The following is a 23557-nucleotide window of genomic DNA, read 5'->3' as shown; positions in this document are numbered from 1 at the left end:
CAGGCCCAGGGCCAGCATGACGTACAGCAGCGCGGTGGCCATGATGCGCACCCAGCCCTGGCCGAACGGGGCGACGATCAGCGGCAGTGCGATCAGGGCGATGGCGGCCAGCAGGAAGACGGCGATCTTGGTTTGTTTGCTCATGTTCTGCATGACGGTGTCCTCAAGCCCGATCGGCCACGCGTTCGCCCATGAGGCCCGAAGGACGCAAGGTGAGCACCAGGATCAGGACCAGGAAGGCGAAGATTTCGACGTACTGGCTGCCGAAGACGCCGCCGGTGAGGTCGCCCAGGTAGCCCGCGCCAATGGCTTCGATCAGGCCCAGCAGGATGCCGCCGACCATCGCACCGGTGAGGTTGCCGATGCCGCCGAACACGGCTGCGGTGAAGGCTTTGAGCCCGGGCAGGAAGCCCATGGAGTGCTGCACGGTGCCGTAGTTGAGCGCCCACATGATGCCGGCGATGGCCGCCAGCGTGGCGCCGATGACGAAGGTCAGCGAGATGATGTGGTCGGGCTTGACGCCCATCAGGCCGGCCACGCGCGGGTTCTCGGCGGTGGCCCGCATGGCCCGGCCCAGCTTGGTGCGGTTGACCAGCCAGAGCAAGGCGGCCAGCACGACGACGGTGGTGCCCAGGATGAGGATCTGGCTGTAGGTGATGACGGGGCCTTCGGCCCAGAGGAAGAGCACGTCCGTCGGCAGCAGCGGCGGGTACGGTTTGGGGTTGGGTTTCCAGATGATCATGGCCAGGGTCTGCAAGAGCAGGCTCATGCCCATGGCGGTGATCAGCGGGGCCAGGCGCGGCGCGTTGCGCAGCGGCCGGTAGGCGATCTTCTCGATGGCGAAGTTCAAGGCCGAGCAGGCGACGATGGCGCACACCAGCGAGATCAGCAGCAGGACCCAGCCGGGCAGTCCCGTGCCGGCCAGGGCGGTGACGACCGTCCACGAGACCATCGCGCCGACCATCAGCACCTCGCCGTGCGCGAAGTTGATCAGGCTGATGATCCCGTACACCATCGTGTACCCCAGCGCCACCAGCGCATACATGCTCCCCAACACCAGGCCGTTGATGAGCTGTTGTACGAATATGTCCATCGAAAACCTCTAGGCGAAAAAGCAGTCGCAACTTCTGCAGCGACAGGGCTCTTTTGCACGGCGTGTGCCAACTTATACCCAGCACCACATTGGTTCGGGCAAACCATGAGGCTTTGCAGCTGAAAGCCATCGCCCAAGCCCTGCTCGCGCCCGTCTGCTGTGCACCGGCGCACGGGCCGAGTGCAGGCCATGGGCGGTTTTCCATACGCGGGTTTTGGCCCCCGGGGCGGGTTTCCGCACTCGGCAGGATGCCCGGCTGAAGCACGGAATGGAAAGACGCAGAAAAGGCCCGCGAAAGCGCTTTGCCAACGGCCGAAACAGGCGCGGCTTTGGGCACACTACGCACCCTGATGTCAGAGCCGGCCCTTCTTTTGCCCCCTGCCCCGCGCTGGCCTCGCCGCTGGCAGCCGCTGCTCATCGGGCTGCTGGCTTTGCTGCCCATCGTCGGCGGCGCACTGGCCGGTTACCAGCTCAGCGAGCGCGCCGGCCTGTCGCAACAAGCGGCCGTGGCCAACGAGCGGCTGGAGCTGTACGCCGCCACGCTCGAAGCCGAGCTGGCGCGTTATGCCTTCCTGCCCAGCCTGATTGCCGCTGAAGATGATGTGCAGGCCCTGCTCGCGCAGCCCAGCGATGCCTCGCTGCAGGACCGTGCCAGCCGCGTGCTGGCGCGCATTGGCGTGCGGGCCGGCGCCAACCTGATCGTCGTCACCTCGCCGCAGCAGGAAGTGCTGGCCACCAGCAACCGCTACCAGAGCGCCAGCGGCAGCGAGGGCCGGCCGTCCACAGGACTGGCCAATGCCTTGAAGGAAGGCACGGCCGACTTCTTCGCCGCCAACGACTCCGACGGCAGCACCGACTACTACTTCGCACAACCGGTGCGCCGCGCCGGCCAGACGCTGGGCCAGGTGCTGGTGCGCGTGAACCTGGCGCCACTGGAAGCCACGTGGATCGACCTGGGCCTGCGTTCGCAGAGCGAGCGGCTGATGGTGGTCGATGAAAACGAGGTCGTGGTCATGTCCTCGGTGCCGGCCTGGAAGTACCGCACGCTGGCCAACACCACGCAGTTGCCGATCACGCCGCGCGGCGCCCCCAGCCCGCAGCCCGCGGCCCCTGCCGCGTCCGGCCCCGGCTGGAGCCGCTACGCCGCGGCCTCGCTGACGCCGCTGGACCTGCAGGTCACGCGTGAGGTCGAGCCTGCGGTGCGGCTGGTGCGCGTGCCCGGCCATGAAGACACGCTGCCCGGCCAGTTCCTGGCGCAGGAAAAACCCATCGTGCCGCTGGCCGCGCGGCTGATCGCCCTGTCCGACCCGTCGCCGGTGTGGCGCCAGGCGCGCCTGGCCGCCTGGGGCGGCGCGGCCGGTGGCGCGGTGCTGGGGCTGCTGCTGCTCTATGCGCAGCACCGCCGCCGCGCACTGCGACAGATCTTCCAGGCCCGCAATGCACTGCAGCAGGCCAATGACCAACTGGAGCGCCAGGTGGACGAGCGCACCGCCCAGCTGCGCGGTGCCAACGAAGAGCTGATCAACCAGATCAGCCAGCGCCAGCAGGCCGAAGATGCCGCCACGCAGGCCAGCAAGCTCGCGCTGCTGGGCCAGATGTCGGCCGGCATCTCGCACGAGATCAACCAGCCGCTGACCGCCCTGCGCGCGCTCTCGCGCAACGCCATCCAGCTGCTGGACAACGGCCGCCCGCGCGACGTGGCCAACAACCTCAAGCTGATCGACGAGATGACAGAGCGCATGGGCCGCATCGTCAACCAGCTCAAGGGCTTTGCGCGCAAGGAGTCGCTGTCGCTCGAAGCCGTGCCGCTGGCCAGCGCGGTGCGCAACGTGCTGCTGATGCTGGACCACAGGCTGCATGCCGAGCCGGTGGTGCTGCGCATGGACGTGGCCGATTCGCTGATGGTGCGGGCCGACACGCACCGGCTGGAGCAGGTGCTGTTGAACCTGGCCGGCAACGCACTGGACGCCATGGCGGGCAGCCCGCAGCGCCGCCTGCGCATCGGTGCCGAGCAACATGGCACGCGCGTGCTGGTGCAGGTCGAGGACAGCGGCACGGGCATGGACGAAGCCAGCCTGCAGCGCCTGTTCGAGCCGTTCTACACCACCAAGCCGGCCGGCCAGGGTCTGGGCCTCGGCCTGGTGATCTCGTCGAAGATCGTGCACGAGCTGGGCGGCAGCCTGCGCGGGGTACGCGGCAACGGGCCGGACAGCGGCATGCGCTTCGAGTTCGAGCTGGACGCGGCGACCACCACCGCAGCTTCCGAGGAAACACATGTTTGAAGGTTTCAGGGTCCTCTTCATCGAGGACGATCCGCCCGTGCGCGCCAGCCTGGTCCAGACGCTGGAGTTGTCCGGGCTGGAAGTGCAGGCCTTCGGCTCGGCCGAGCTGGCGCTGCCGCACATCAGCGCGCAGATGCCCGCCATCGTCATCACCGACGTGCGCCTGCCCGGCATGACCGGGCTGCAACTGCTCGAGCGCATCCGCGCGATTGACGCCGGCATGCCGGTGGTCGTGGTCACCGCGCATGGCGACATCTCGATGGCGGTCGGCGCCATGCGCGCAGGCGCCTACGACTTCATCGAGAAGCCGTTCGCGCCGGAGCGTTTCGTGGACACCGCCATGCGCGCGCTGGAAAAGCGCCAGCTGCAGGTCGCGCTGGACGAGTTGCGCGCGCAGCTCGCGCAGCGCAGCAGCGTGGAGTCGGTGCTGCTGGGCCGCTCGCAGGTGATGCAGGACGTGCGCCGGCTGATCCTGCGGCTGGCGCCGACCTCGGCCGATGTGATGGTGCATGGCGAAACCGGCACCGGCAAGGAACTGGTGGCGCGCTGCCTGCACGAGCACAGCCCGCGCCACGAACGCAACTTCGTCGCCATCAACTGCGGCGGCCTGCCCGAGACGCTGCTGGACAGCGAGCTGTTCGGCCACGAGCCCGGCGCCTTCACCTCGGCCGCCAAGCGCCGCATTGGCAAGATCGAGCATGCCAACGGTGGCACGCTGCTGCTCGACGAGATCGAGTCCATGCCGGTCAGCATGCAGATCAAGCTGCTGCGCATCCTGCAGGAACGCAAGATCCAGCGCCTGGGTTCGAACGAGGAGCTGCCGGTCAACGTGCGCGTGGTGGCCGCCACCAAGGAAGACCTGCTGCAGCTCAGCCAGCAAGGCAAGTTCCGCGCGGACCTGTACTACCGGCTCAACGTGGCGGTGCTGAAGCTGCCGCCGCTGCGCGAACGGCGCGAAGACATCCCGCTGCTGTTCGAGCACTTCGTCGAACTCGCCAGCGCCCGCTACGGCCTGCCCACGCCCGAACGCCGGCCCGAACACCTGCGCGAGCTGATGGCGCATTCATGGCCCGGCAACGTGCGCGAGATGCGCAATGCGGCCGACCGCTTCGTGCTCGAAGCCGGCGCGGTCAACCTCACCGATGGCACCGAAGACATCGCGCCCACGCCGCTGGCGCAGCAGATGGACCTGGTCGAGAAAGCCTTGATCGACGAGGCGCTACGCCGCTGCCACGGCCGCATGCAGGACGTGATGCAGCAGCTGGGCATTGCCAAGAAGACGCTGTACGACAAGCTGCACCGCCATGGCATCGACCCCGAGCGCTACCGCTGAGCCGCCCATGACCGACACCAGGGACTACGACGCGCTGCTGCACCAGGTGCACCAGGCCGTGCTGCCGGAGATCGGCCGCGGCACGGTGGCCAACTACATCCCCGAGCTGGCCGACGTGCCCCCGGACCAGTTCGGCATGGCCGTGGTGACGCTGGACGGCAAGGTGCACACCGTGGGCCACGCCCAGACGCGCTTCTCGATCCAGAGCATCTCCAAGCTGTTCGCGCTGGTGCTGGCCTTCCAGCGCCAAGGGGACGCTTTGTGGGAGCGCGTGGGCCGCGAACCTTCGGGCACGCCGTTCAACTCACTGGTGCAGCTGGAAAGCGAATCCGGCAAACCGCGCAACCCGTTCATCAACGCCGGCGCGCTGGTCATCACCGACATGCTGTGCACCAATTTCGCGGTGCCGGAAAACGCCGTGGTCGAATTTGCCCGGCAGCTCTGCGACAGCAAGGAGATCCACTACGACCGGCGCGTCGCCCGGTCGGAAAGAGGCACCTCCGACCGCAACGCGGCGATGGCCCATTTCATGAAGAACTTCGGCAACCTGCGCAACCCGGTGGACCAGGTGCTGGACGCCTACTGCAAGCACTGCGCGATCGAGATGAGCTGCGTGGAGCTGGCCCGCGCGGTAGCCTTCCTGGCCAACCGCGGCGTCAATCCCTGGAACGGCGAGCAGGTGCTGTCGGCCAGCGCGGCCAAGCGCCTCTCGGCCCTGATGCTGACCTGCGGCACCTACGACGCCGCCGGCGACTTCGCCTTCCGCGTCGGCCTGCCGGCCAAGAGCGGCGTGGGCGGCGGCATCGTCGCCCTCGTGCCTGGCGAATGCGGTGTCTGCGTCTGGTCGCCCGCGTTGGAACACTCCGGCAACTCGCACGCCGGCCTGCTGGCGCTGGAGCTGTTCACGACGCTGAGCGGCCGGTCGATCTTCTAGCGCCGAAGCTCAGCGATACAGCCGGGGGTCGCTGGCGTCCGTCGGATGCTGGATCGCGCGCTTCAGCGAGTCGCTCATCGTCAGGTGCAGGTTGGTGCCCTTGGGCGGGATGGGCGACTCGAACCATTTGCGGTAGATCGCCTGGATCTCGCCGCTCTTGAACAGCTCGACGATCACGCCGTCCACCAGTTGCTTGAAGACCGGATCGTCGCGCTTCAGGCCGATGGCATACGGCTCGGTGGTCAGCGCGTCGTCGGCGATCTGGTAGTTCGCGGCATCCGGCGCGTCGGCCAGCATGCTGTGCAGCAGCACGTCGTCCATCGCATAGGCCACGGCGCGGCCGTTGGTCAGCAGGCGGAAGGCCTCGATGTCGTCCAGGCCGGCGAGGATCTTCATGTCCAGCCCGCGGGCCTGGTTCACCGCGTTCAGGAAGATCAGGCTGGTGGTGGCCAGCGTGGAAACCACCGGCTTGCCGCGCAGGTCATCCAGCGTCCGGATGTGGTCCGACTTGCGCGCCAGCAGGCGGCTGGCGGCGACAAAGGTCGTGACCGAAAACGACACGCTCTTGCCGCGCTCCGCCGTGTTGGTGGTGATGCCGCATTCCAGGTCCACCGTGCCGTTGGCGACCAGCGGAATGCGGGTGGCCGAGCTGACAACGATGGGTCGCACCTCCAGGTCCGGCATCGCCAGCCGCACCCGCACCGCATCGACCACCTTCTGGCAGATGTCCATCGAGTAGCCGATGGGCTGGCGCTTGCCGTCGAGGTAGGAAAACGGCGCCGAGGCGACGCGGTGGCCGAGCGTGATGACGCCTGCGTCGCGGATCTTGCGCAGCGTGGGAGAGTCGACCGGTTGAGCCGCGGCGGCCATCACCGCGAACAGGCCGGCCGCAAGCAGCAGGCCACGGGACCAAGAAGGCAGGAGTGTCAGGTTCGGCACGGCAAGGTGGCAGGCAGGGTCAGACAAGGCAAGGCAACAGGGCCGCCATTGTGAATCGTCCAAGGGCCTGCGAAGCCCAGCAACCCACCTTCCGTTCATGAAGGCAGATCCCAAAAGTGCATGGGAACGCCGCCACATCGCCTCTCGCTACCGCAAGGTGGCAAGCCCTCCCCTGCCTCCCTGACAGGAGACGAACATCACTCAGGGGTAGTCGCCCGTCACGTCAAGCCAGCCAATCGCCCCAATGGGGTCACTCTTGTCCAACGATTGCCTGAAGTGGCGGGCCACGGTGCCGCGGCTCCAGCACTCGCGCCAATCCACCCCTCTGCCGTCAGGGTGAGTGCCCCTAATTTGAAGAGCCTCTCTCAGCCAAATTGGGGATGTCCAGACCGGCAAGCACTGGCACATTCAGCTACCTGAAATCACATCCGCGTCTGCACATGCTGATGCGAGCGGCAGGCACGGAATCATCGGTATGGCCCACAGCGCGAGGAGCCCAACATGCCAGTTGCAGTTTCATTCCCCGGGGTGTACGTCGAGGAGTTGCCCAGTGGCGTGCGCACCATCGCCGGTGTCGCCACCTCGATCACCGCGTTCGTGGGCCGCGCCGCGATGGGCACCGACGAGCCGATGTTGATCAACACCTTTGGTGATTTCGAGCGCCAGTTCGGCAGCCTCGACCCCCTGTACCCGCTGAGTTATGCGGTGCGCGACTTCTTCCAGAACGGTGGCGCCCGGGCAGTGATCGTGCGGCTGTACAAGAAGAAGAGCGGTGTCGGCGTCAACGACGCGGCCAATATCACGCTGACCAACCTCGACCTCGTCGCCGCCTCGCGCGGCAGCTGGGGCAACGGGCTGCGGGTGCGCATCGACGACAAGGTCTCGGCCGACGTGGCGGCGCGCTACGGCCTGGTCGCGGCAGACCTGTTCAACCTCACCGTGCGCAGCGGCAGCGGTGCGTTGGAGACCTTTCTCAACGTTACCGTCAAGGAAAGCCCACGCCGCATCGACCGCGTGCTGCTGAACGAATCGGCCCTGTTGCGCGTGGCCAGCACGACCACGCTGCCGGGCACCACTGTGCCGCCCAAGCACGGTGACCCAGGCCCCGGCAAGACGATCTGGAACGACGACACCGCATCAACCCCAGTGGTCGCCGCCGGAATGGCCAGCGACAGCGACCCGCTGGACATTGCTGCCTACCAAGGCAGTGAAGCGGACAAGACGGGCCTGTTCGCGCTGAAGAAGACCGACCTGTTCAACCTGATGAGCATCCCGCCGGACACGCGCGAAGGCGACACTGCATCGGCCGTCTACAGCAGCGCGCTCGACTTCTGTACGCAGCGCCGCGCGATGCTGATCGTCGACCCGCCCGTGGCCTGGGACTCGGCCAATGACATCGTCACCAACAACAACGCGGCATTGACCGCGCTGGGCCTGACCGGTGAGCGGGCGCGCAATGCGGCGCTGTTCTTCCCACGCCTGCGGCAACCCGACCCGAAGCGCGACGGCCAACTCGACACCTTCGCACCCAGCGGCGCGATCGCCGGCCTGATGGCCCGTACCGATACCAACCGCGGCGTGTGGAAAGCCCCGGCGGGCGTGGACGCGGCGATCTCGGGCGCGCAAGGCCTGTCGGTCAGCCTGACCAACGAAGAGAACGGCCAGCTCAACCCGCTGGGCGTGAACTGCCTGCGCACTTTCCCGATCATCGGCAGCGTGGCCTGGGGTGCGCGCACGATGCGCGGCGCCGACCTGCTGGCCGACGAGTACAAGTACATCCCTGTGCGGCGCACCGCGCTGTACATCGAAGAGAGCCTGTACCGCGGGCTGCAGTGGGTGGTGTTCGAGCCCAACGACGAACCGCTGTGGGCGCAGATCCGACTCAACGCCGGCGCCTTCATGCACAACCTGTTCCGTCAGGGCGCGTTCCAGGGCAGCTCGCCGCGTGACGCGTACTTCGTCAAGTGCGACAAGGACACGACGACGCAGAACGACATCAACCTCGGCATCGTGAACGTCGTCGTCGGCTTCGCACCGCTGAAGCCGGCCGAGTTCGTGATCATCAAGCTGCAGCAGATGGCCGGCCAGATCGACGTCTAAAGGCCTGACAACACCCTCGCGATCAAGGAGCCGACCATGGCACAGTTCACCGTCAACGCCCAGCGATTCGACCCCTACAAGAACTTCAAGTTCAGGGTCAAGTGGGACGGCAAGTACGTCGCTGGCGTGAGCAAGGTGAGCGCTCTCAAGCGCACGACCGAAGTCGTCAAGCACCGCGATGGCGGCGACCCCAGCAGCAGCCGCAAATCCCCCGGCCGGACCGAGTTCGAGGCCATCACGCTGGAGCGTGGCGTCACGCACGACAAGGAGTTCGAGCAGTGGGCCAACAAGGTCTGGAACTTCGGTGCCGGCCTGGGTTCGGAAAGCTCACTGAAGGACTTCCGCAAGGACGTGATCATCGAGGTCTACAACGAGACCGGCCAGCTGGCGATCGCCTACAAGGTATTCCGCGCCTGGGTCTCCGAGTTCCAGGCCCTGCCTGATCTCGACGCCAATGCCAACGCGATCGCGATCCAGCACCTGAAGCTGGAGAACGAAGGCTGGGTGCGCGATGTCGAGACGCCCGAGCCTTCGGAGCCCAGCTTCACCGACCCGGCCTGACGGCCGGTGCTGCACGGCGACGCTCGTGTATGAGTCTCGACCACGCCCATGGCGCGCTCAGCGCGCAATCGGTGCTGCACACCTGGGAGCAGGCGCAGGCCATGGCGCCGCTGCGCCGCTCGCTCGCGCTGCTGCGCTTGGCCTGGCCCGAGGTGACACCGGGCGAGTGGGGTGCACTGCCGATCGGCGCGCGCGACGCCCGCCTGTTCGCGCTGTTCGAGGCCTTGTTCGGTGCCACGCTGGACACGCTGGTCGACTGCCCGGCCTGCGGCGAGGCGCTGGAGTTGTCATTGCGCACCACCGACCTTCGGCCCGAGCCGGCCGGCGAACCCGCACCGCAGCCGCTCCAATGCGAAGGTTATGAACTGGCCTACCGCCTGCCCTGCAGTGACGACCTCGCTGCGCTGCAAGGCAGCGGCAACGCCAGCACCGCCGTCCAGCAACTGATTGAGCGCTGTGTGCTCCAGGCCCGGCTCGCCGGCCGCGTGGTCAATGCGGCCGAGCTGCCACCGGCGGTGATTGAGCGGCTGCAGCAGGACATGGCCTTGCGTGACCCCGGTGCGGACATTCGCGTCGCGCTCAGTTGCCCGGCCTGTGCTCACGGCTTCGAGCGCCGCTTCGACATCGGCGATTACCTGTGGGAAGAGCTGGACGACTGGGCCGAGCGCACGCTGGCCGAAGTGCACACCCTCGCCAGCGCCTATGGCTGGAGTGAGCCGCAGGTGCTGAGCCTGAGCGCCGATCGGCGCCGCCGCTACATCGCGCTGGTGCAGGGACTGGTGGTGCCCACATGAACGACCAGGCCCCTGCCCCGCTCGGCCACCTGGCGAGACTCGTCGAGCGCGTGGCGCCCACCGTGCCGACCTTGCGCCGCCGCCAGCCCGCACTGTTCGAAGGCTCGTATGCGGCCTTGGCTGAGCCGACGCCGGACGTCGTTCACACCAGCGCCTCTCGTTCGGACGCGGCCCCTGTTGTCGCCGAACCTGCGATGAATCCAGGCCCGACACACCCGCCAGCGCCAGCGGAGACACCCAGACGCCCACTGCACAGGCCGCCGCAAGACCCCGCCCCCTCCGCCGCCGGGCCACTCTCCGTTGTGCACCACGACGCGCCGCGCGTCGACGCCACAGTCCGCATCGTGATGGCCGAGGCACCAGCCCGCACGGCGCCGGTGTCTTCGCCGACAGCGGTCGCGCCGGCAGCGGCCGCACGCACGCCAGCGTCACCGCCGGAGCAACCCGCCGTGCCAGGCGCAACGCGATCTCGCCCTGCACCGTCGCTCGAACACGACGCCACGCCGCGGCCACGCCATGCGCCTGAGCCCCCAGACAAAGCGCGATTGGCACACAGCCGCGCCCTGGCACGCGCCACGCAAGTGGCAACCCCCACGCAGCCCAAGCCAAGCGCGGCATCGCCTGCGCACGCCGCAACGCCGCCACGCCTCGCGCTGCCGCCCGCCTTGTCGCCCCGCAACGCCGCCCGTCGCCAGGCCGCCACCGCGCCGCAGCCCGCACCCCGAGCCGTAGTGCCCGAGCTGCCACCGATCAAGGTCACCATCGGCCGCATCGAGGTGCGGGCCGTGACCGGCGCACCCAGCACACCGCGCAGCACCACCAGCGCTGCGCCGCGCCTGAGCCTCGACCAATACCTGCGCAACCGCGGAGGCCAACGATGAGCAGCGCCCTGGCCATCGCCGCGGTCACCGCGACGCTGAAAGACCTGCTGAACGAAGGCCTGCTCAACCACGACCTGTCGTCGATCGGCAGCTTCTCGGTCACCGCCCAGCCGCCGGACCGCATCACCACCGGCAACACCGAGGCCAACCAGCTCAACATCTTTCTCTATCAGGTGACGCCCAACCTTGGCTGGCGCAATGTCGGCCTGCCTTCGCGCGACGGGCGCGGCAACCGCATCACCAACCCGCCCCTGGCGCTCGACCTGCACTACCTCATCAGCGCCTACGGCTCGCAGGATTTCAACGCCGAGATCCTGCTCGGCTATGCAATGCAGCTGCTGCACGAGACTCCTGGCGTCTCGCGCGAACAGCTGCGCATCGTGCTCGGCATCCCCTCGCCGGTGGACGGCAACTTCGTGCCGGGCCGCTTCGGCACGATGTCCGCGGAGGATCTCGCCGATCAGGTCGAGTTGATCAAGATCGCGCCGGTCTACCTGAGTGCAGACGAACTCTCCAAGCTCTGGACGGCGATGCAATCGCGCTACCGGCCGTCGATGGCCTACCTCGTATCTGTCGTGCTGATCCAGGCCGAGGGCGGTGCGCGCGTGGCGCCCCCGGTGCTGCAGCGCGGTGCCGGTGACCGCGGGCCGCAGGCACGGGCTTCGGCGCCACCCTTGCTGCAAGCCGTGCGCAACCCCGCCAACTTGCTGCTGCCGGCCTTGCAGCTTGGCGACGAGCTGAGCTTCGTCGGCAACGGGCTCGCGCGCAGCGGCACGTTGACGGCGCTGTTCACGAACGAGCGGCTGGGCATCGTCAACGAGCTGCCGCTTTCGGGAGCCACCTCGGCCAGCGAACTGCGCGGCCAACTGCCTGATGCTTCCGCGCCCGGTGCGAAGGCAGCATGGGCGACGGGTGTCTACGGCGCAGCCATCCAGGTGGTCGAAGCCGGCCAGCCGAGTTGGACCACGAACAGCGTGCCGGTCGCCATCGCCCCGCGCATCACGGCCGCACCGCTGGCGGCAGCGGCAGGTGCAGGCTTCACGCTCACAGTCACCTGCTCGCCACGGCTTCGCACGCTGCAGGAGCCAGGGCTGCGCCTGATCTTCGGCCAGACCGAGCTGCTGCCAGTGCTGATCGACACCCCTGCCGACCCGGACGCAGCAACGTCGATCCAGTTCACCGTGCCAGCGCTCGACGCCGGCTCGTACCCGCTGCGCCTGCGGGTGGACGGCATCGACAGCCTGCCCATCACCTCGGCCGGTTCACCACCCGTCTTCAGCTTCGACGCCGCACAAACGGTGGAACTGTCATGAGTACAGACACCTGGCTGGACGACAACAACCGCTACCTCGCGGCCTCGCTGCAATGGCTGCGCCTGAAGCTGCGCAGCATGGTGCCGGCCGACACGAGTGCCAAGCCACTGCCCGCGGTGACCGAAGCGATGCCCAGGCCAACAGCAGCGCAACGCTCGTGGTTCGCCCGCAGCGGCGACGCCGGTACGACGGTCTCGCAGTTGCCCTCCGCGATACCGCCGCAGGTCGAGTTCGACCCTGCGAGCAGCACCGTGGCGCTCGAAGGGGCGGCCGAGCAGCGAGCTGCTGCGGCCCAGGCCGACCCACCGCCAGCCTTGCCCTTGCTGGCCCAGCGCCTGGGGCTGAGCGACTTCGAGGCCGACACGCTGCTGCTGTGCGCCGCGTGCGAACTGGACCCGGACATTGGCCGGCTGATCTCGGCAGTCCAGGGGCCAGGGTCACTGCCCCATCCCTCGTTCGCACTGGCCCTGCGGCTGTTCGACGAGCCGAGCTGGGACACGCTGTCGCCCCATCGCCCATTGCGATTCGCCCACCTGCTCGACATCAACCAACCGGGCGCGACACCGCTGACCGCCGCCGCGCTGCGCGCCGACGAACGCATCGTCCATTTCATCAAAGGTCTGAACGACCTCGACGAACGCCTGTCGTCGCTGCTGACCCCCATCAACGAAACCCCTCCCTCACCGCTATCGACCACGCAGCACGATGTGGTGAAAGACCTGCTGCACCAGATGAACGCGCTCGGGGCCGGTGCGCAGCCGGTCGTGATGCTGCTCGGGGCGAACAGCCACAGCAAGCTCGAAACCGCCCGCGCCATCTGCGACCAGCTGGGACGCTACCTCTACCGCCTGCCGATCGAATCATTGCCCGCCACGCGACCCGAGACCGAGCAGTTGGCGCGCCTGTGGCAGCGCGAATGCGCGCTGCTGCCGTTGGCGCTGTACCTCGATGGAGACGACCTGGACGGAACCCAGGCAGAGGGCGCCCACTTGATGCGCTCGTTCCTCGGCCGAGCGCTCGGCATCGTCTTCGTGGCCTTGCGCGAACCGGCCTCGCTGCGCATGGCGCAGGCCCTGACGATCGACATCAACAAGCCGACACCATCGGAACAGCACGCTGCCTGGCTGGAAGCTCTTCAGCCGATGTTGGACGCCGCAGAAGCCGGGCACAGCGCTGCGCGGCTGGCCAGCCAATACAACCTGAACCTGCGCGACATCGGCCGGGCCATGGCACTGGCCCGCGGTGAGTCGACCGAAGGGCTGGCCGACCGGGCGTGGAAGGCCTGCAAGCAGGCCACGCTGCCGCAGTTGAACATGCTCGCACAACGCATCGACGCGCGCGCCACCTGGGACGACCTGGTGCTCGGCGACGAAGCACTGCAGTCTCTGCGGCAAATCACCGCACAGGTCCGCCAGCGCTACCGCGTCTACGAAGACTGGGGCTACGCGAGGAAGATGAACCGCGGGCTTGGCATCAGTGCGCTCTTCTCCGGCGAAAGCGGCACCGGCAAGACGATGGCGGCAGAGGTGATCGCCAACGAGCTGGACCTGGCGCTGTACCGCATCGACCTGTCGGCGGTCGTCAGCAAGTACATCGGCGAGACCGAGAAGAACCTGCGCCGTCTGTTCGATGCCGCGGAAACGGGCGGCGCGATCCTGTTCTTCGACGAGGCCGACGCGCTGTTCGGCAAACGCAGCGAAGTGAAGGACAGCCACGACCGCTACGCCAACATCGAGATCAACTACCTGCTGCAGCGCATGGAGTCGTTCTCGGGCCTGGCAATCCTCGCCACCAACATGCGCAGCGCGCTCGACGCAGCCTTCCTGCGGCGGCTGCGCTTCGTCGTCAACTTCCAGTACCCCGGTTTCGCCGAACGGCGGCGGCTCTGGCAGCAGGTCATCCTGCCGGCCGTGCCGCAAGCCGACCTCGACTACGAGCGGCTCGCCCGCTTCAACCTGTCCGGCGGCAACGTCGCCAGCGTCGCGCTCAACGCCGCCTTCGCGGCCGCGCAGCGCAACACGCCGCTGACGATGCCCTTGCTGCTGTCGAGCCTGCGCGGCGAGTTGCGCAAGCTCGACAAGCCTGTCAATGAGACGGAGTTTCGATGAAGCCCGCCGCTGAGACGGTGCCGAACACGGCGCCTGTGCCGCCGGTTGCGACGTCGGCCGGACCGCAGCTGTCCATGCATGTCGATCGTCTGGTGCTGCACGGATTCCCGTTCTCGCAACACGACGGCACGCGCATCGAGCAAGCCTTCCAGGACGAAGTCCAGCGGCTGGTCATCGCCGGAGAAATGAGGCTTGACAGGCTTGGTGCGCAAGCACTCGACCAACTGCGAGTCGCCGAACTGCGTCTGGATGGAGGCGCAGGACCTGAACAGCTCGGACGGAAGCTGGCTGCAGCGCTGCTGCGGGAGATCGCACCGTGAAGCAGCTCGCGACCCAAGCGCCGGCGGCTTCCACCAGGAATGCCTTCTCGTTGCTCCAGCGCAAGTGCGCTTGCGGCACGCACGGCAGTGGGGGCGAGTGTCACGAGTGCAAGCGCCAGCGTCTGCAGCGCAGGTCACTGTCGATCGGCGCCGTGGACGATCCGCTGGAAGCTGAGGCTGATCACGCCGCGCAGGCCGTGACAGCCCGCGGACGGAATGCACTATCGACGTTCACCCCACCGCGGCTGAGCCGGGCCCCATCGCCCGACAGCACGGCTGGCGGTGCAGCCCCTGCAATCGTGGACCAGGTGCTCTCAAGCCCCGGTCGGGCGCTGGATGCCACGACGCGGGCCTTCATGGAACCACGCTTCGGCAGTGATTTCAGCCACGTGCGGGTACACGACAATGGTCAAGCACAAGCCTCGGCGCGCGCAGTTGACGCCGCCGCATACACGGTCGGTTCCCACATCGTGTTCGGGTCAGGACAGCTTCGACCGCAAACCGAAACAGGCCAGCATCTGCTGGCGCACGAGCTGAGCCATGTACTGCAGCAGAGCGGCAGCGCCGCTGCGGCGCTGCGTCGTCAACCCGCCGTTGGTAAGACCGCGTCGGAGCGCATCAAGGAAGTGCGCGTCCAACAAGACTCGCCGCAACGCGTCACCGCCACCTTGACCGACGGCTCCACGTTCGATGGCGAATGCTCCACCGGCAAGGGCCATTGCTGCTTTGACGACAGTGCCGGTGCCGCCGCCGGGGGCGCCTGCTCGGCCACTCGCTCGAACCAGGTCGGCAACAACTGCACGCCGGTGGGCACCTTCACCGTGACCAAGAAGATCGGCAGCGGCCCGATCCCGTTCTGGACCCAGTTCCACGATGCCAAGTCCGTGGCGCTGCACCAGTACTCGCCAGTGAACGGCGAGCCTCTGTCACACGGCTGTGTGCGACTGCACAGTGCCACCGCGGAGCGGATCTACAAAGGCTCGGTGCCTGGCTACACCAAGGTCATCGTCGAGGGGCTGGCACGACCCAAGTGCTCTGACACGGTGCTGCAGAAGGAATGGAAAGGCGACTTCGACTTGGCCGGCAGCAAGCCAGACGATGGCGAGACCATCCAGGCTGCTTCCGTCAAGAAGCTCAGCAAGCAGGAAATCAAGGCCCGGCAGGACGAGTCGCGCAGCCAGATCCGCGAGGAGCGTCGCGCACTCAAATCTGCGCTGGATGTGGGCGATGCCGGTCTGGATGCCGAAATCGCGGATGTGAAGTCCGGGACCACTGCTGAATCCAAGATTCCACGCTGCGTGCCGGCGCAGACCCAGGAAGAAGCGCAGTTGCCAGCCGCAAAGGGCGCCGGGTTCCTTGATGCCGCAGCAACCAAGACCGCCGCCGATTTCAGCAAGGCGCTGAAGGGCACCTACAACACCGCCGCGGCCGAGAAGGTGGTGAAGAAGTTCGGCGACAAGCTGTGGCAGGACGCCACCACCGCGGCCCGCGGCGGTGGCGCCGGCAGCGACGACCGCCAGCTGTACTGGACGCGGTTGATGCTCAGCTCCGCCCTTCGCGAGTGGAACCCGTTCTGGGCCACAGACGCCGATGCACTGCGCCGGCTGCAAGCGAAGCTGCTGCGGTTGCTGGAGCAGACCTCGCGCGGCATGGCCAGCGCCGACTTCACCGGCGGCAAGGACGACAAGCGCATCCTGGTCAGCGGCTTCGACCCCTTCGGCTTCGCCAGCGGTGGCGACATCCGCCAGAGCAACCTGTCGGGCGCCGCCGCCCTGGCGATGGACGGCGAAACCCTCACCGACGGCAGCACCAGCGCGCAGGTGCAGTCGGTGGTCTACCCGGTGCGCTATGCCGATTTCAACGAGGGCATCGTCGAGAACGTCCTGCGCCCGCACCTCACCGGAGCAAATCCACCGCACCTGGTCATGAGCATCAGCCAGGGCAGCACGCAGTTCGAGCTGGAGGAGTTCGCCGGCCGGCGCCGCTCCACCGACAACTTCAAGGACAACCTGGGCCAGCTCAGCGGTGGCTCGCCCACCAATCCCATCGAGCCGCCAGGCCTTGCGGCCGGCAAGGAGTTCACCAAGACCAACGTGCCCGATGCCACGCTCAAGAGCATGCGCGGGGCGCTGGGTCGCAAGGGCGCGATCAAGGAAGAAACCCAGGTGCAGGACCTGCCCGCTGGCGTGACCGCGCCGCGCAAAACCGATTCGGGACCGCCGAAGGACGCCGGCCCTTCGGTCGAGGGCTCCGGCGGTGGCTTCCTGTCCAACGAGATCTTCTACCGCAACAGCCTGCTCATCGGCAGCTCCGGCTCCAAGGTGCCGACGATCCACCTGCACACGCCGCAGCTTGCGCCCGGCACTGGCGAAAAGTTGCGCAACACGCTGATCGACACCATCCGCAAGGTCCTGCGGGCCGCGCTGGCGAGGATCTGAATGAAAAACCGCAACGCTTCGCGCGGCTTCGACGCCACACCGAACCAGACGCCACGGCAGGCGACCATCCGGCGCAAGGCAACCGGCGTCGCGCAGAACATGGCCCCACAGGTGAATGACGTATTGAATTCACCTGGCGTGCCTTTGGATGCAGCGACGCGTGCCTACATGGAACCGCGCTTCGGCCAGGATTTCAGCACCGTGCGTGTCCATACCGATGAGCACGCCGCTGCCTCGGCGCGCGCGCTGGACGCACTTGCATACACCGCTGGCAGCGAAGTGGTGTTCGGTGCCGGACAGTTCGCACCGCACACCGCACAAGGGCAGAAGCTGCTTGCGCACGAACTGGCGCATGTCGCACAACCGCGGGCATCGGGTGCCGCGATCAGCCAACCCGGCGACGCCAGCGAACGCGAAGCAGACCGCGCGGCCGGTGTCGTTGCTGCCGGTGGCGTGGCATCCGTCGGCGCCACAGCGGGGGCGGCGCTGCAGCGCCAGCCGGCGGGTGACAGCGCACTGGATTTCAAACCGCTGCCGCCACTGACCGGAAGCAAGGGCCTGCTCGACAACGCCTCGCCGCTCCTCGCCGCGGCTGTCGGTTCAACCACGTTGGAGGGTTTCGACACTGGCAAGTCTGCACTCAAGCCTGATCACCACAGGCAGCTGGAGTCGACCGCCGCCAACATCAAGACCTTGCTCGATCAGTACCCGTTGTCCACGGTGACCGTCACTGGTTACGCCGACACCGTCGATGCCGAGCCCAAGAATCTCGCACTGGGCGAGGCACGCGCCGCAACCGTTAAACAGATGCTTGTCGATCTGGGCATCGCCGAAGCGATCGTCACCGCCAACAGCAAAGGTGAAGGCCCGCCACAGGCGGTGAAAACCAAAGACGAGACGCCGAACGCGCGGAATCGGCGCGTCGAAGTACGGTTTCACCCGAAGAAGTCCGGGTTGGCGCCATTGGTATCGCCACAGCTGACCTTGAATCCGCCGACCGCGCCGGGCAAGCAGGGAGAAGGCGATCCACCGATCAAGGCGCCATTCAATCCGTTTCCGCCGCGGCCTTCCGACATCTTCGATGACGGGCCCCGGCCGCCATTCCGCCCCAAGCAGCCGGACTTCTTCAAACCGATTCCGCCGGCACCCAAGGGCAGCCAGCCGTCGTCACCGCTCGACGTGATCGGCAAGAAGGTCATCGACCCGGTGGTCGATGCCGTGGCCGGATTCCTGCCCAAGGCAGCGCGCGACAAGATCAAGGACGCTGCGCGCAGCGGCGTGAAAGCCGGCGTCGCCAAAGGCGCGCGGGCAGCGGCAGAAGCCCAGGGCGTGAAAGATCCAGAGGCCCTCGACGCCATCGAAAAGGCGACCGAGGCCGCCATCCAGGAGAAGGGGCAGGCACGGCCATGAACGCTCCCCATGTCATCGACGGCGGGAACTGCTCCCGCGTGGTCCCCGTCATCTCAACCAGCACCGGTGCGGGCTCATGAACCAGCACGCCACAGCTTCAACAAAGGCCGCAAACTCCCCGGATGGCGGCGCGATGCGGCTCCAGCGCAAGTGCGCCTGCGGCACGCACGCGTCCGGTGGCGAGTGCTCGGAATGCAAGCGCCAGCGCCTGCAGCGCAAGGCAACACGGGCACGTGCGAACGACGAAGTCCCGTCGATCGTGAGCGAGGTGTTGAACAGCGGTGGTCACCCGCTGGACGAATCCGCGCGCAGCGACATGGAGCAGCATTTCGGTGAAGACTTCAGCGCAGTGCGCGTGCACACCGATGCCATCGCGGCACGGTCAGCTCAGGCAGTGAGCGCGCTGGCCTACACGGTCGGCCGCAACGTGGTGTTCGCGAGCGGGCAATACGCACCGCGATCACCGGCCGGCCGCGGCCTCCTCGCGCACGAGCTGACCCACGTGGTGCAGCAGCGTTCCATCGGCACCATGACGCAACGGCTCGAGCTCGGCCCGACGGGCGACGCCCTCGAACATGAAGCCGATCGCAATGCAGCCGCGATCAACGCATTGCCGCTGGGCAGCGTGGCAGTACAGCAGCGCAGCAGCGCGCCGCGCCTGTCACGCGCCAGCGCCGCCGCACCAGACGCAGCATTGCTCACGCGTCAACTTGGCCACGTACCACGCTCCGGTTTGCAGTTCTTTCCCGACACGGTCACTGACACGGCGGTCGGGCCACCGGATGTACGCGGCGGTCTGCTGAGCGCAGGTGCGCCTCAGCTCAACGTGATCGTCGGTGAGAACCAGACCCTGCACACCTTGGCGATCGAGCTGCTGCCACTGTGGCTCACCGCCACACCCTTTACGCCCCCCGGGGCGGCGGCGCCGTTGCCGCTAGACATCATCACAGCCGAAGAACTCGCACGGGCATTGCTCGTGTTCAATCAGACGTATCTGCCGGTCCCGGCCATGACCCGTTGGCGCTCGGGCTTGCGCTTTCCGCTACCGGTGCGCATTGACGAGGCCACCAACACCGGGATCCTGCATCCGCTCAACATCCGCGCGCTGGCTTCGGGCTTCGATGTCGCCTGGCTACCGCAGCTCGACCAGCGCGCCGGCTCCACCGCCGCGCCGCCGGCAGCCACCGTGACCGCCGACGCCACCGCCTTTCTCGCCGCCACGCCAGATGCACTCGGACGTGGCATCGCGCTCGGCGCGCGCGCCGTCACCAACGCCACGTTGGAGCTGCCGTTCATCCGCGAAGTGTTCAACCAACTCGGTGCTACCAGCTTTGATGTCGCGCTGCAGTTCATGGACAACCTGGTCAACCGCGAAATCGATCTGTTGGCGGCGCAAACAAACGGCGCGGCGATTCTCGCCATCATCCGCACCGCGCTTGCCGCGGCGCCGGCGGCGCCAAGCACGGCGCAACAAGCGAGCCTGACGCGCGCCAACCTCATGCTCGGCAGAGTTGCCGGCGTGGCGGCGACGGCCGGCCCCATGGCGATGCAAGCGCGTGCCGAAAAGACCGTCAACGTCGACACCGTCAAGCTCGACGGCTCCAACCGTAACCCCGCGACCGATGTGCGGCTCGCCGACGCGATGTTGGCGCAGTGCAATGTGCGGCTGAACCACAGTGCCGACAAGACTGCCAGCGTGGCCCAGAGCAACGCCTGGGTTGGCGCCGACAAGATCCTCGCCGGACCGTCCTGCAGCTCGGTGAGCGGCGAACAGCGCAGGCTCAGCGAGGGCGCAAAGACGGACTTCGGCCTCAACGGCAAGATCCGCGTGTTCTACGTGCGTGAGCTCGGCAGCAAAGACCGTGCCGCGTCCTGCCCGCCGGCAGGTGTCGCCGCCTTGGCCAAGAACGTCACCTGGGTCAGCAACGACGCCACCGACCGCACCCTGGGCCACGAGTTGGGCCACCAACTGATCGACTCGGGCCCCAGTGTGGACGACCACACCAAGGACGTCAGCCGGCTGATGGCAACCTCCAACGACACCAGGCTGGGTGAAACGCTGACCGACACCGAGTGCAACCGGGTCTACAAGAATGCCTGAACGCCTTGCCTTTGTGCGGCACCAGGCCGACCAAGCCCCGCTGCACCCTCCGGGAGGGCCGCTGGACGGTGCCAGGCGGGATCGCCTGGAGCCCTTGTTCAGGCGTGACGTCAGCCAGGTCCGCCAGCTTGACGCGACGGTGCGCCACAGCCAGGAGCCGCCACGCCAATACCCGCTGTCGACCCTCAGCGTGGCCGAGACGGTCGGGCTCAAAGATCCACAAGCCCTCGATACGATCGAGAAGGCCGCCGAGGCGGCGATCCAGCAAGAACGGCAAGCCTCGCCATGAGCTCCTTCCCCGGTTCCCCCCGTCTGGTTCGCGGCGGCCTGGTCCTGGTTGACCCGGCGACCGGTGCGGTGCTGCGCATCATCGCGCTGCAGTACAACCCCGACACGCTGACGCGCAGCCTGCAGGTCAAGGGCGCCGGGGCGGAAAGTGGCGACCACGTCGAGGCACTGCGGCTCAAGGGCCCGCCGGTCGAGACGATCAAGGTCGAGGCCGAGATCGACGCGACCGATGCGATGGAGGCCAACGACGGCCAGACCAACGAGGCCGGGCTGCACCCGCAGTTGGCTGCGCTCGAAACCATCGTCTACCCGACCAGCGCCCACCTCAGTGCGAACAACAGCGAGGCCGGCTCGGGCTCGCTCGAAATTGCCCCAGCCCAGGCGCCGCTGCCGCTGTTCGTCTTCGGCGCCAAACGCATCGTGCCGGTGCGCATCACCGAGCTGTCGATCACCGAAGAGGCATTCGACGCGCATCTGAACCCGACGCGTGCCAAGGTCAGCCTGGGCCTGCGGGTGCTCAGCGTCGACGACCTGGGTTTCGACGTCAAGGGCGGCAGCCTCTTCATGACTTACCTGCAGGGCAAGGAGCAACTCGCCCGCCGCGCGGCGGGTGGCAGCTTCGCCAGCTTGGGGCTAAACGGCATTCCCTGAACCGGAGTTCGATTGTGGCCAACTACAACTTCTCACCCAACAGCCGCTACTACGACACGCCGACGAAGACGCTCACCGGCGCCGACGGCGACAACCTGGTCTACCTGGCGCGTCGCTTCGTGCCGCCCGGCAGCGCCTTCGCGCTGTTGAGCATCCACACGGTCGTCTCCGGTGAACGGCTGGACATCATCGCGGGCAGCGAACTCGGTGACCCGCTGGCGTTCTGGCGCCTGTGCGATGCGAACGATGCGATGCGGCCCGACGAGTTGACCGAGCAGATCGGGCGGCGACTGCGCATCACGCTGCCGCTGGGCATTCCCGCCACGCCGCTGACCTGAGGACCACCCGTGCTCCAGGGCATCCACCTCACGCTGATGATCGGCCCGGGCCTGCCGGCGCCGGCGCCGAAGGCCGTGATCGACGCGGTCCAGTCGGTGCAGGTGACCAGCGGGAAAGACAAGAGCGGCTTCCAGATCAGCTTCGCGGTGAGCAAGCGCTCGACGCTGCTGGACACGCTGCTGCCGGCCGGCTTCTTCGACCCGATCACCACGCGCGTGATCATCGTGGTCACGCTGGGCGGCTTTCCCAATGTGCTGATGGACGGCGTGGTCACGCGGCAGGAGCTCACGCCGAGCAACGAGCCGGGCCAGTCCACGCTGACCATCACCGGCGAGGACCTGTCCGTGCTGATGGACATCGTCCAGCTCAAGCTGTCATTCCCGCAGATGAATGACACGCTGCAGGCCAACGCGGTGCTGGCGCCGTACCTGGCCTTGGGCATCGTGCCGGTGGTGATCCCGTCGTTCATCCCCGACCTGCGGATTGCCACCGAAGGCTGGGACTCGCAGACCGGCACCCACCTGGAGCTGCTCAAGGACATCGCCAGGGCAAACGGCTTTGTGTTCTACGTCGAACCCGGCCCCTTGCCCGGTCAGAGCATCGCCTACCTGGGCCCGGACATCCGCATCCCCGTGCCGCAGCCGGCGCTGTCGATCAACATGGACGCGCACACCAATGTCGAATCGCTGAGCCTCTCGCTCGACGGGCTGGCCAAGGAGACGATGGTGGTGACGATCCTCGACCCGATCACCGGCAAGGTCCCGATCCCGCTGCCGATCCCCAGCATCAGCATCTTCCAGCCGCCGCTGGGCGCGCGGCCGACACCGCCGGCCAAGATCAGCTTCACCAACGACGTTGCCGGCGTCGGCGTGCAGCGCGCGCTGAAGAAGGTGCTGGGCCGCCTGCTCAAGGGTTCGGCCAACGCGATCACCGTCTCTGGCAGCCTTGACGTGCTGCGCTACGGCCACGTGCTGCGCTCCAAGGCCCTCGTCGGCGTGCGCGGTGCCGGCATCGCCTACGACGGCCTGTACTACGTCGACAGCGTGACCCACAACCTCAAGCGCGGCGAGTTCAAGCAAAGCTTCCAGCTCAGCCGCGACGGCCTGATTTCGTTGACCCCCAAGGTGCCGGTATGACGACTGATAACCGCTATCCCGGCCTCTACCGCGCCACGGTCGCGATCAATGTCGACCCCGAGTTCCGCGGCCGGCTGATGCTGAGCATTCCGGACGTGCTGTCCTTCATGCCGTCGACCTGGGCCGAGCCCTGCACCGCGCTGGCCGGGCCTACCGGCCCGCCGATGGGTGTGTACATGGTGCCGCCGATCGGCGCTGGCGTCTGGGTGATGTTCGAGCAGGGCGACGTCAACCGGCCGGTCTGGATCGGCTGCCGCTTCGATGTCGCGGCCAACGTGCCAACCCTGGCGCTGGCCGGCAACCCGGCCGACCCGAACATCTGCATCCAGTCGCTGCTGCAGCACATGGTGATGATCAGCGACATGCCGCCGTCGCCGGTCACCGGCGGCATCATCTTGAAGAGCACGACCGGGGCGATGATCGTCGTCAACGATTCGGGCATCTACATCTCCAACGGCAAGGGCGCGATGATGACGATGATCGGCCCGACCATCGACTTCAACGTCGGTGCGCTGACCATCACATGAGGAGATGAA

Annotated in this window: 20 protein-coding genes; 18 read left to right on the top strand and 2 right to left on the bottom strand. The window is 67.3% G+C overall.

Translation table 11 applies throughout. The features are described from left to right. Positions 1-163 precede the first annotated feature (163 nt). The gene (locus tag LRH25_RS10670) at positions 164-1093 is read right to left on the bottom strand and encodes a branched-chain amino acid ABC transporter permease (protein ID WP_231011120.1); all 930 of its coding nucleotides are present in this window, start codon (positions 1091-1093) and stop codon (positions 164-166) included. Between the two features lie 371 nt (positions 1094-1464). Between LRH25_RS10670 and LRH25_RS10665 the strand changes: the two genes are divergently transcribed. From LRH25_RS10665 to LRH25_RS10655, 3 genes are read left to right on the top strand one after another with little or no spacing between them, the layout of a single operon-like run. Beyond that, positions 1465-3375 carry a sensor histidine kinase gene (locus LRH25_RS10665; protein ID WP_231011119.1) on the top strand — a complete coding sequence of 637 codons (1911 nt, stop codon included), beginning with the start codon at positions 1465-1467 and terminating at the stop codon, positions 3373-3375. Continuing rightward, positions 3368-4708, top strand: a complete 1341-nt coding sequence (locus tag LRH25_RS10660; protein ID WP_141288248.1) for a sigma-54-dependent transcriptional regulator — start codon at positions 3368-3370, stop codon at positions 4706-4708. The genes LRH25_RS10665 and LRH25_RS10660 overlap by 8 nt, the downstream gene beginning before the upstream one ends. Positions 4709-4715: 7 nt before the next feature. Further along, a complete protein-coding gene (locus LRH25_RS10655; RefSeq protein WP_141288249.1) occupies positions 4716-5642 on the top strand; it encodes a glutaminase in 927 nt (308 codons plus the stop codon). 9 nt (positions 5643-5651) lie between these two features. On the opposite strand, the gene LRH25_RS10650 is transcribed toward LRH25_RS10655, so the two are convergent. Further along, positions 5652-6581: a transporter substrate-binding domain-containing protein gene (locus LRH25_RS10650; RefSeq protein ID WP_231011118.1), complete on the bottom strand. Its 930-nt coding sequence runs from the start codon at positions 6579-6581 to the stop codon at positions 5652-5654. Positions 6582-7082: 501 nt separating this feature from the next. On the opposite strand from LRH25_RS10650, the gene LRH25_RS10645 reads away from it, so the two are divergent. The 15 genes from LRH25_RS10645 (at position 7083) to LRH25_RS10575 (ending at position 23548) form a co-directional block, all read left to right on the top strand. Next, positions 7083-8681 carry a phage tail sheath family protein gene (locus LRH25_RS10645; protein WP_141288250.1) on the top strand — a complete coding sequence of 533 codons (1599 nt, stop codon included), beginning with the start codon at positions 7083-7085 and terminating at the stop codon, positions 8679-8681. Positions 8682-8717: 36 nt separating this feature from the next. Continuing rightward, entirely contained in the window at positions 8718-9242 is a 525-nt protein-coding gene (locus tag LRH25_RS10640) for a phage tail protein (RefSeq protein ID WP_141288251.1), read from the top strand. A 29-nt stretch (positions 9243-9271) separates the two neighbouring features. Next, positions 9272-10036, top strand: a complete 765-nt coding sequence (locus tag LRH25_RS10635) for a T4 family baseplate hub assembly chaperone (protein ID WP_141288252.1) — start codon at positions 9272-9274, stop codon at positions 10034-10036. A 665-nt stretch (positions 10037-10701) separates the two neighbouring features. Beyond that, positions 10702-10917 (top strand): hypothetical protein, encoded by a 216-nt coding sequence (locus tag LRH25_RS10630; RefSeq protein ID WP_231011117.1) that lies wholly within the window; start codon positions 10702-10704, stop codon positions 10915-10917. Continuing rightward, on the top strand, positions 10914-12230 hold the full coding sequence (locus LRH25_RS10625) for a Pvc16 family protein (RefSeq protein ID WP_141287908.1): 1317 nt from the start codon (positions 10914-10916) through the stop codon (positions 12228-12230). Before LRH25_RS10630 ends, LRH25_RS10625 begins: the two co-directional genes overlap by 4 nt. Further along, positions 12227-14338, top strand: a complete 2112-nt coding sequence (locus tag LRH25_RS10620; protein WP_141287907.1) for an ATP-binding protein — start codon at positions 12227-12229, stop codon at positions 14336-14338. The genes LRH25_RS10625 and LRH25_RS10620 overlap by 4 nt, the downstream gene beginning before the upstream one ends. Further along, positions 14335-14658, top strand: coding sequence for a hypothetical protein (locus LRH25_RS10615; protein WP_141287906.1), 324 nt, complete (start codon positions 14335-14337; stop codon positions 14656-14658). Before LRH25_RS10620 ends, LRH25_RS10615 begins: the two co-directional genes overlap by 4 nt. Further along, positions 14655-17096: an eCIS core domain-containing protein gene (locus LRH25_RS10610; protein WP_310733328.1), complete on the top strand. Its 2442-nt coding sequence runs from the start codon at positions 14655-14657 to the stop codon at positions 17094-17096. The genes LRH25_RS10615 and LRH25_RS10610 overlap by 4 nt, the downstream gene beginning before the upstream one ends. Further along, positions 17097-18506, top strand: a complete 1410-nt coding sequence (locus LRH25_RS10605; protein WP_141287904.1) for an eCIS core domain-containing protein — start codon at positions 17097-17099, stop codon at positions 18504-18506. Between the two features lie 76 nt (positions 18507-18582). After that, positions 18583-20607 (top strand): eCIS core domain-containing protein, encoded by a 2025-nt coding sequence (locus tag LRH25_RS10600; RefSeq protein WP_231011116.1) that lies wholly within the window; start codon positions 18583-18585, stop codon positions 20605-20607. Beyond that, a complete protein-coding gene (locus LRH25_RS10595; RefSeq protein WP_141289253.1) occupies positions 20600-20896 on the top strand; it encodes a hypothetical protein in 297 nt (98 codons plus the stop codon). Before LRH25_RS10600 ends, LRH25_RS10595 begins: the two co-directional genes overlap by 8 nt. Next, on the top strand, positions 20893-21546 hold the full coding sequence (locus LRH25_RS10590; protein WP_141289251.1) for a hypothetical protein: 654 nt from the start codon (positions 20893-20895) through the stop codon (positions 21544-21546). The genes LRH25_RS10595 and LRH25_RS10590 overlap by 4 nt, the downstream gene beginning before the upstream one ends. A gap of 14 nt (positions 21547-21560) precedes the next feature. Continuing rightward, entirely contained in the window at positions 21561-21884 is a 324-nt protein-coding gene (locus tag LRH25_RS10585; protein ID WP_141289249.1) for a LysM peptidoglycan-binding domain-containing protein, read from the top strand. 9 nt (positions 21885-21893) lie between these two features. Beyond that, entirely contained in the window at positions 21894-23021 is a 1128-nt protein-coding gene (locus LRH25_RS10580; protein ID WP_141289247.1) for a hypothetical protein, read from the top strand. After that, entirely contained in the window at positions 23018-23548 is a 531-nt protein-coding gene (locus LRH25_RS10575) for a phage baseplate assembly protein V (RefSeq protein ID WP_141289245.1), read from the top strand. Before LRH25_RS10580 ends, LRH25_RS10575 begins: the two co-directional genes overlap by 4 nt. Positions 23549-23557: the final 9 nt, after the last annotated feature.

This window comes from Ideonella azotifigens (genome assembly GCF_021043325.1).
GTDB lineage: Bacteria > Pseudomonadota > Gammaproteobacteria > Burkholderiales > Burkholderiaceae_C > Ideonella > Ideonella azotifigens.
The sequence above is the reverse complement of the archived record's forward strand: the minus strand, read 5'-3'. Positions and strand labels throughout refer to the sequence as shown.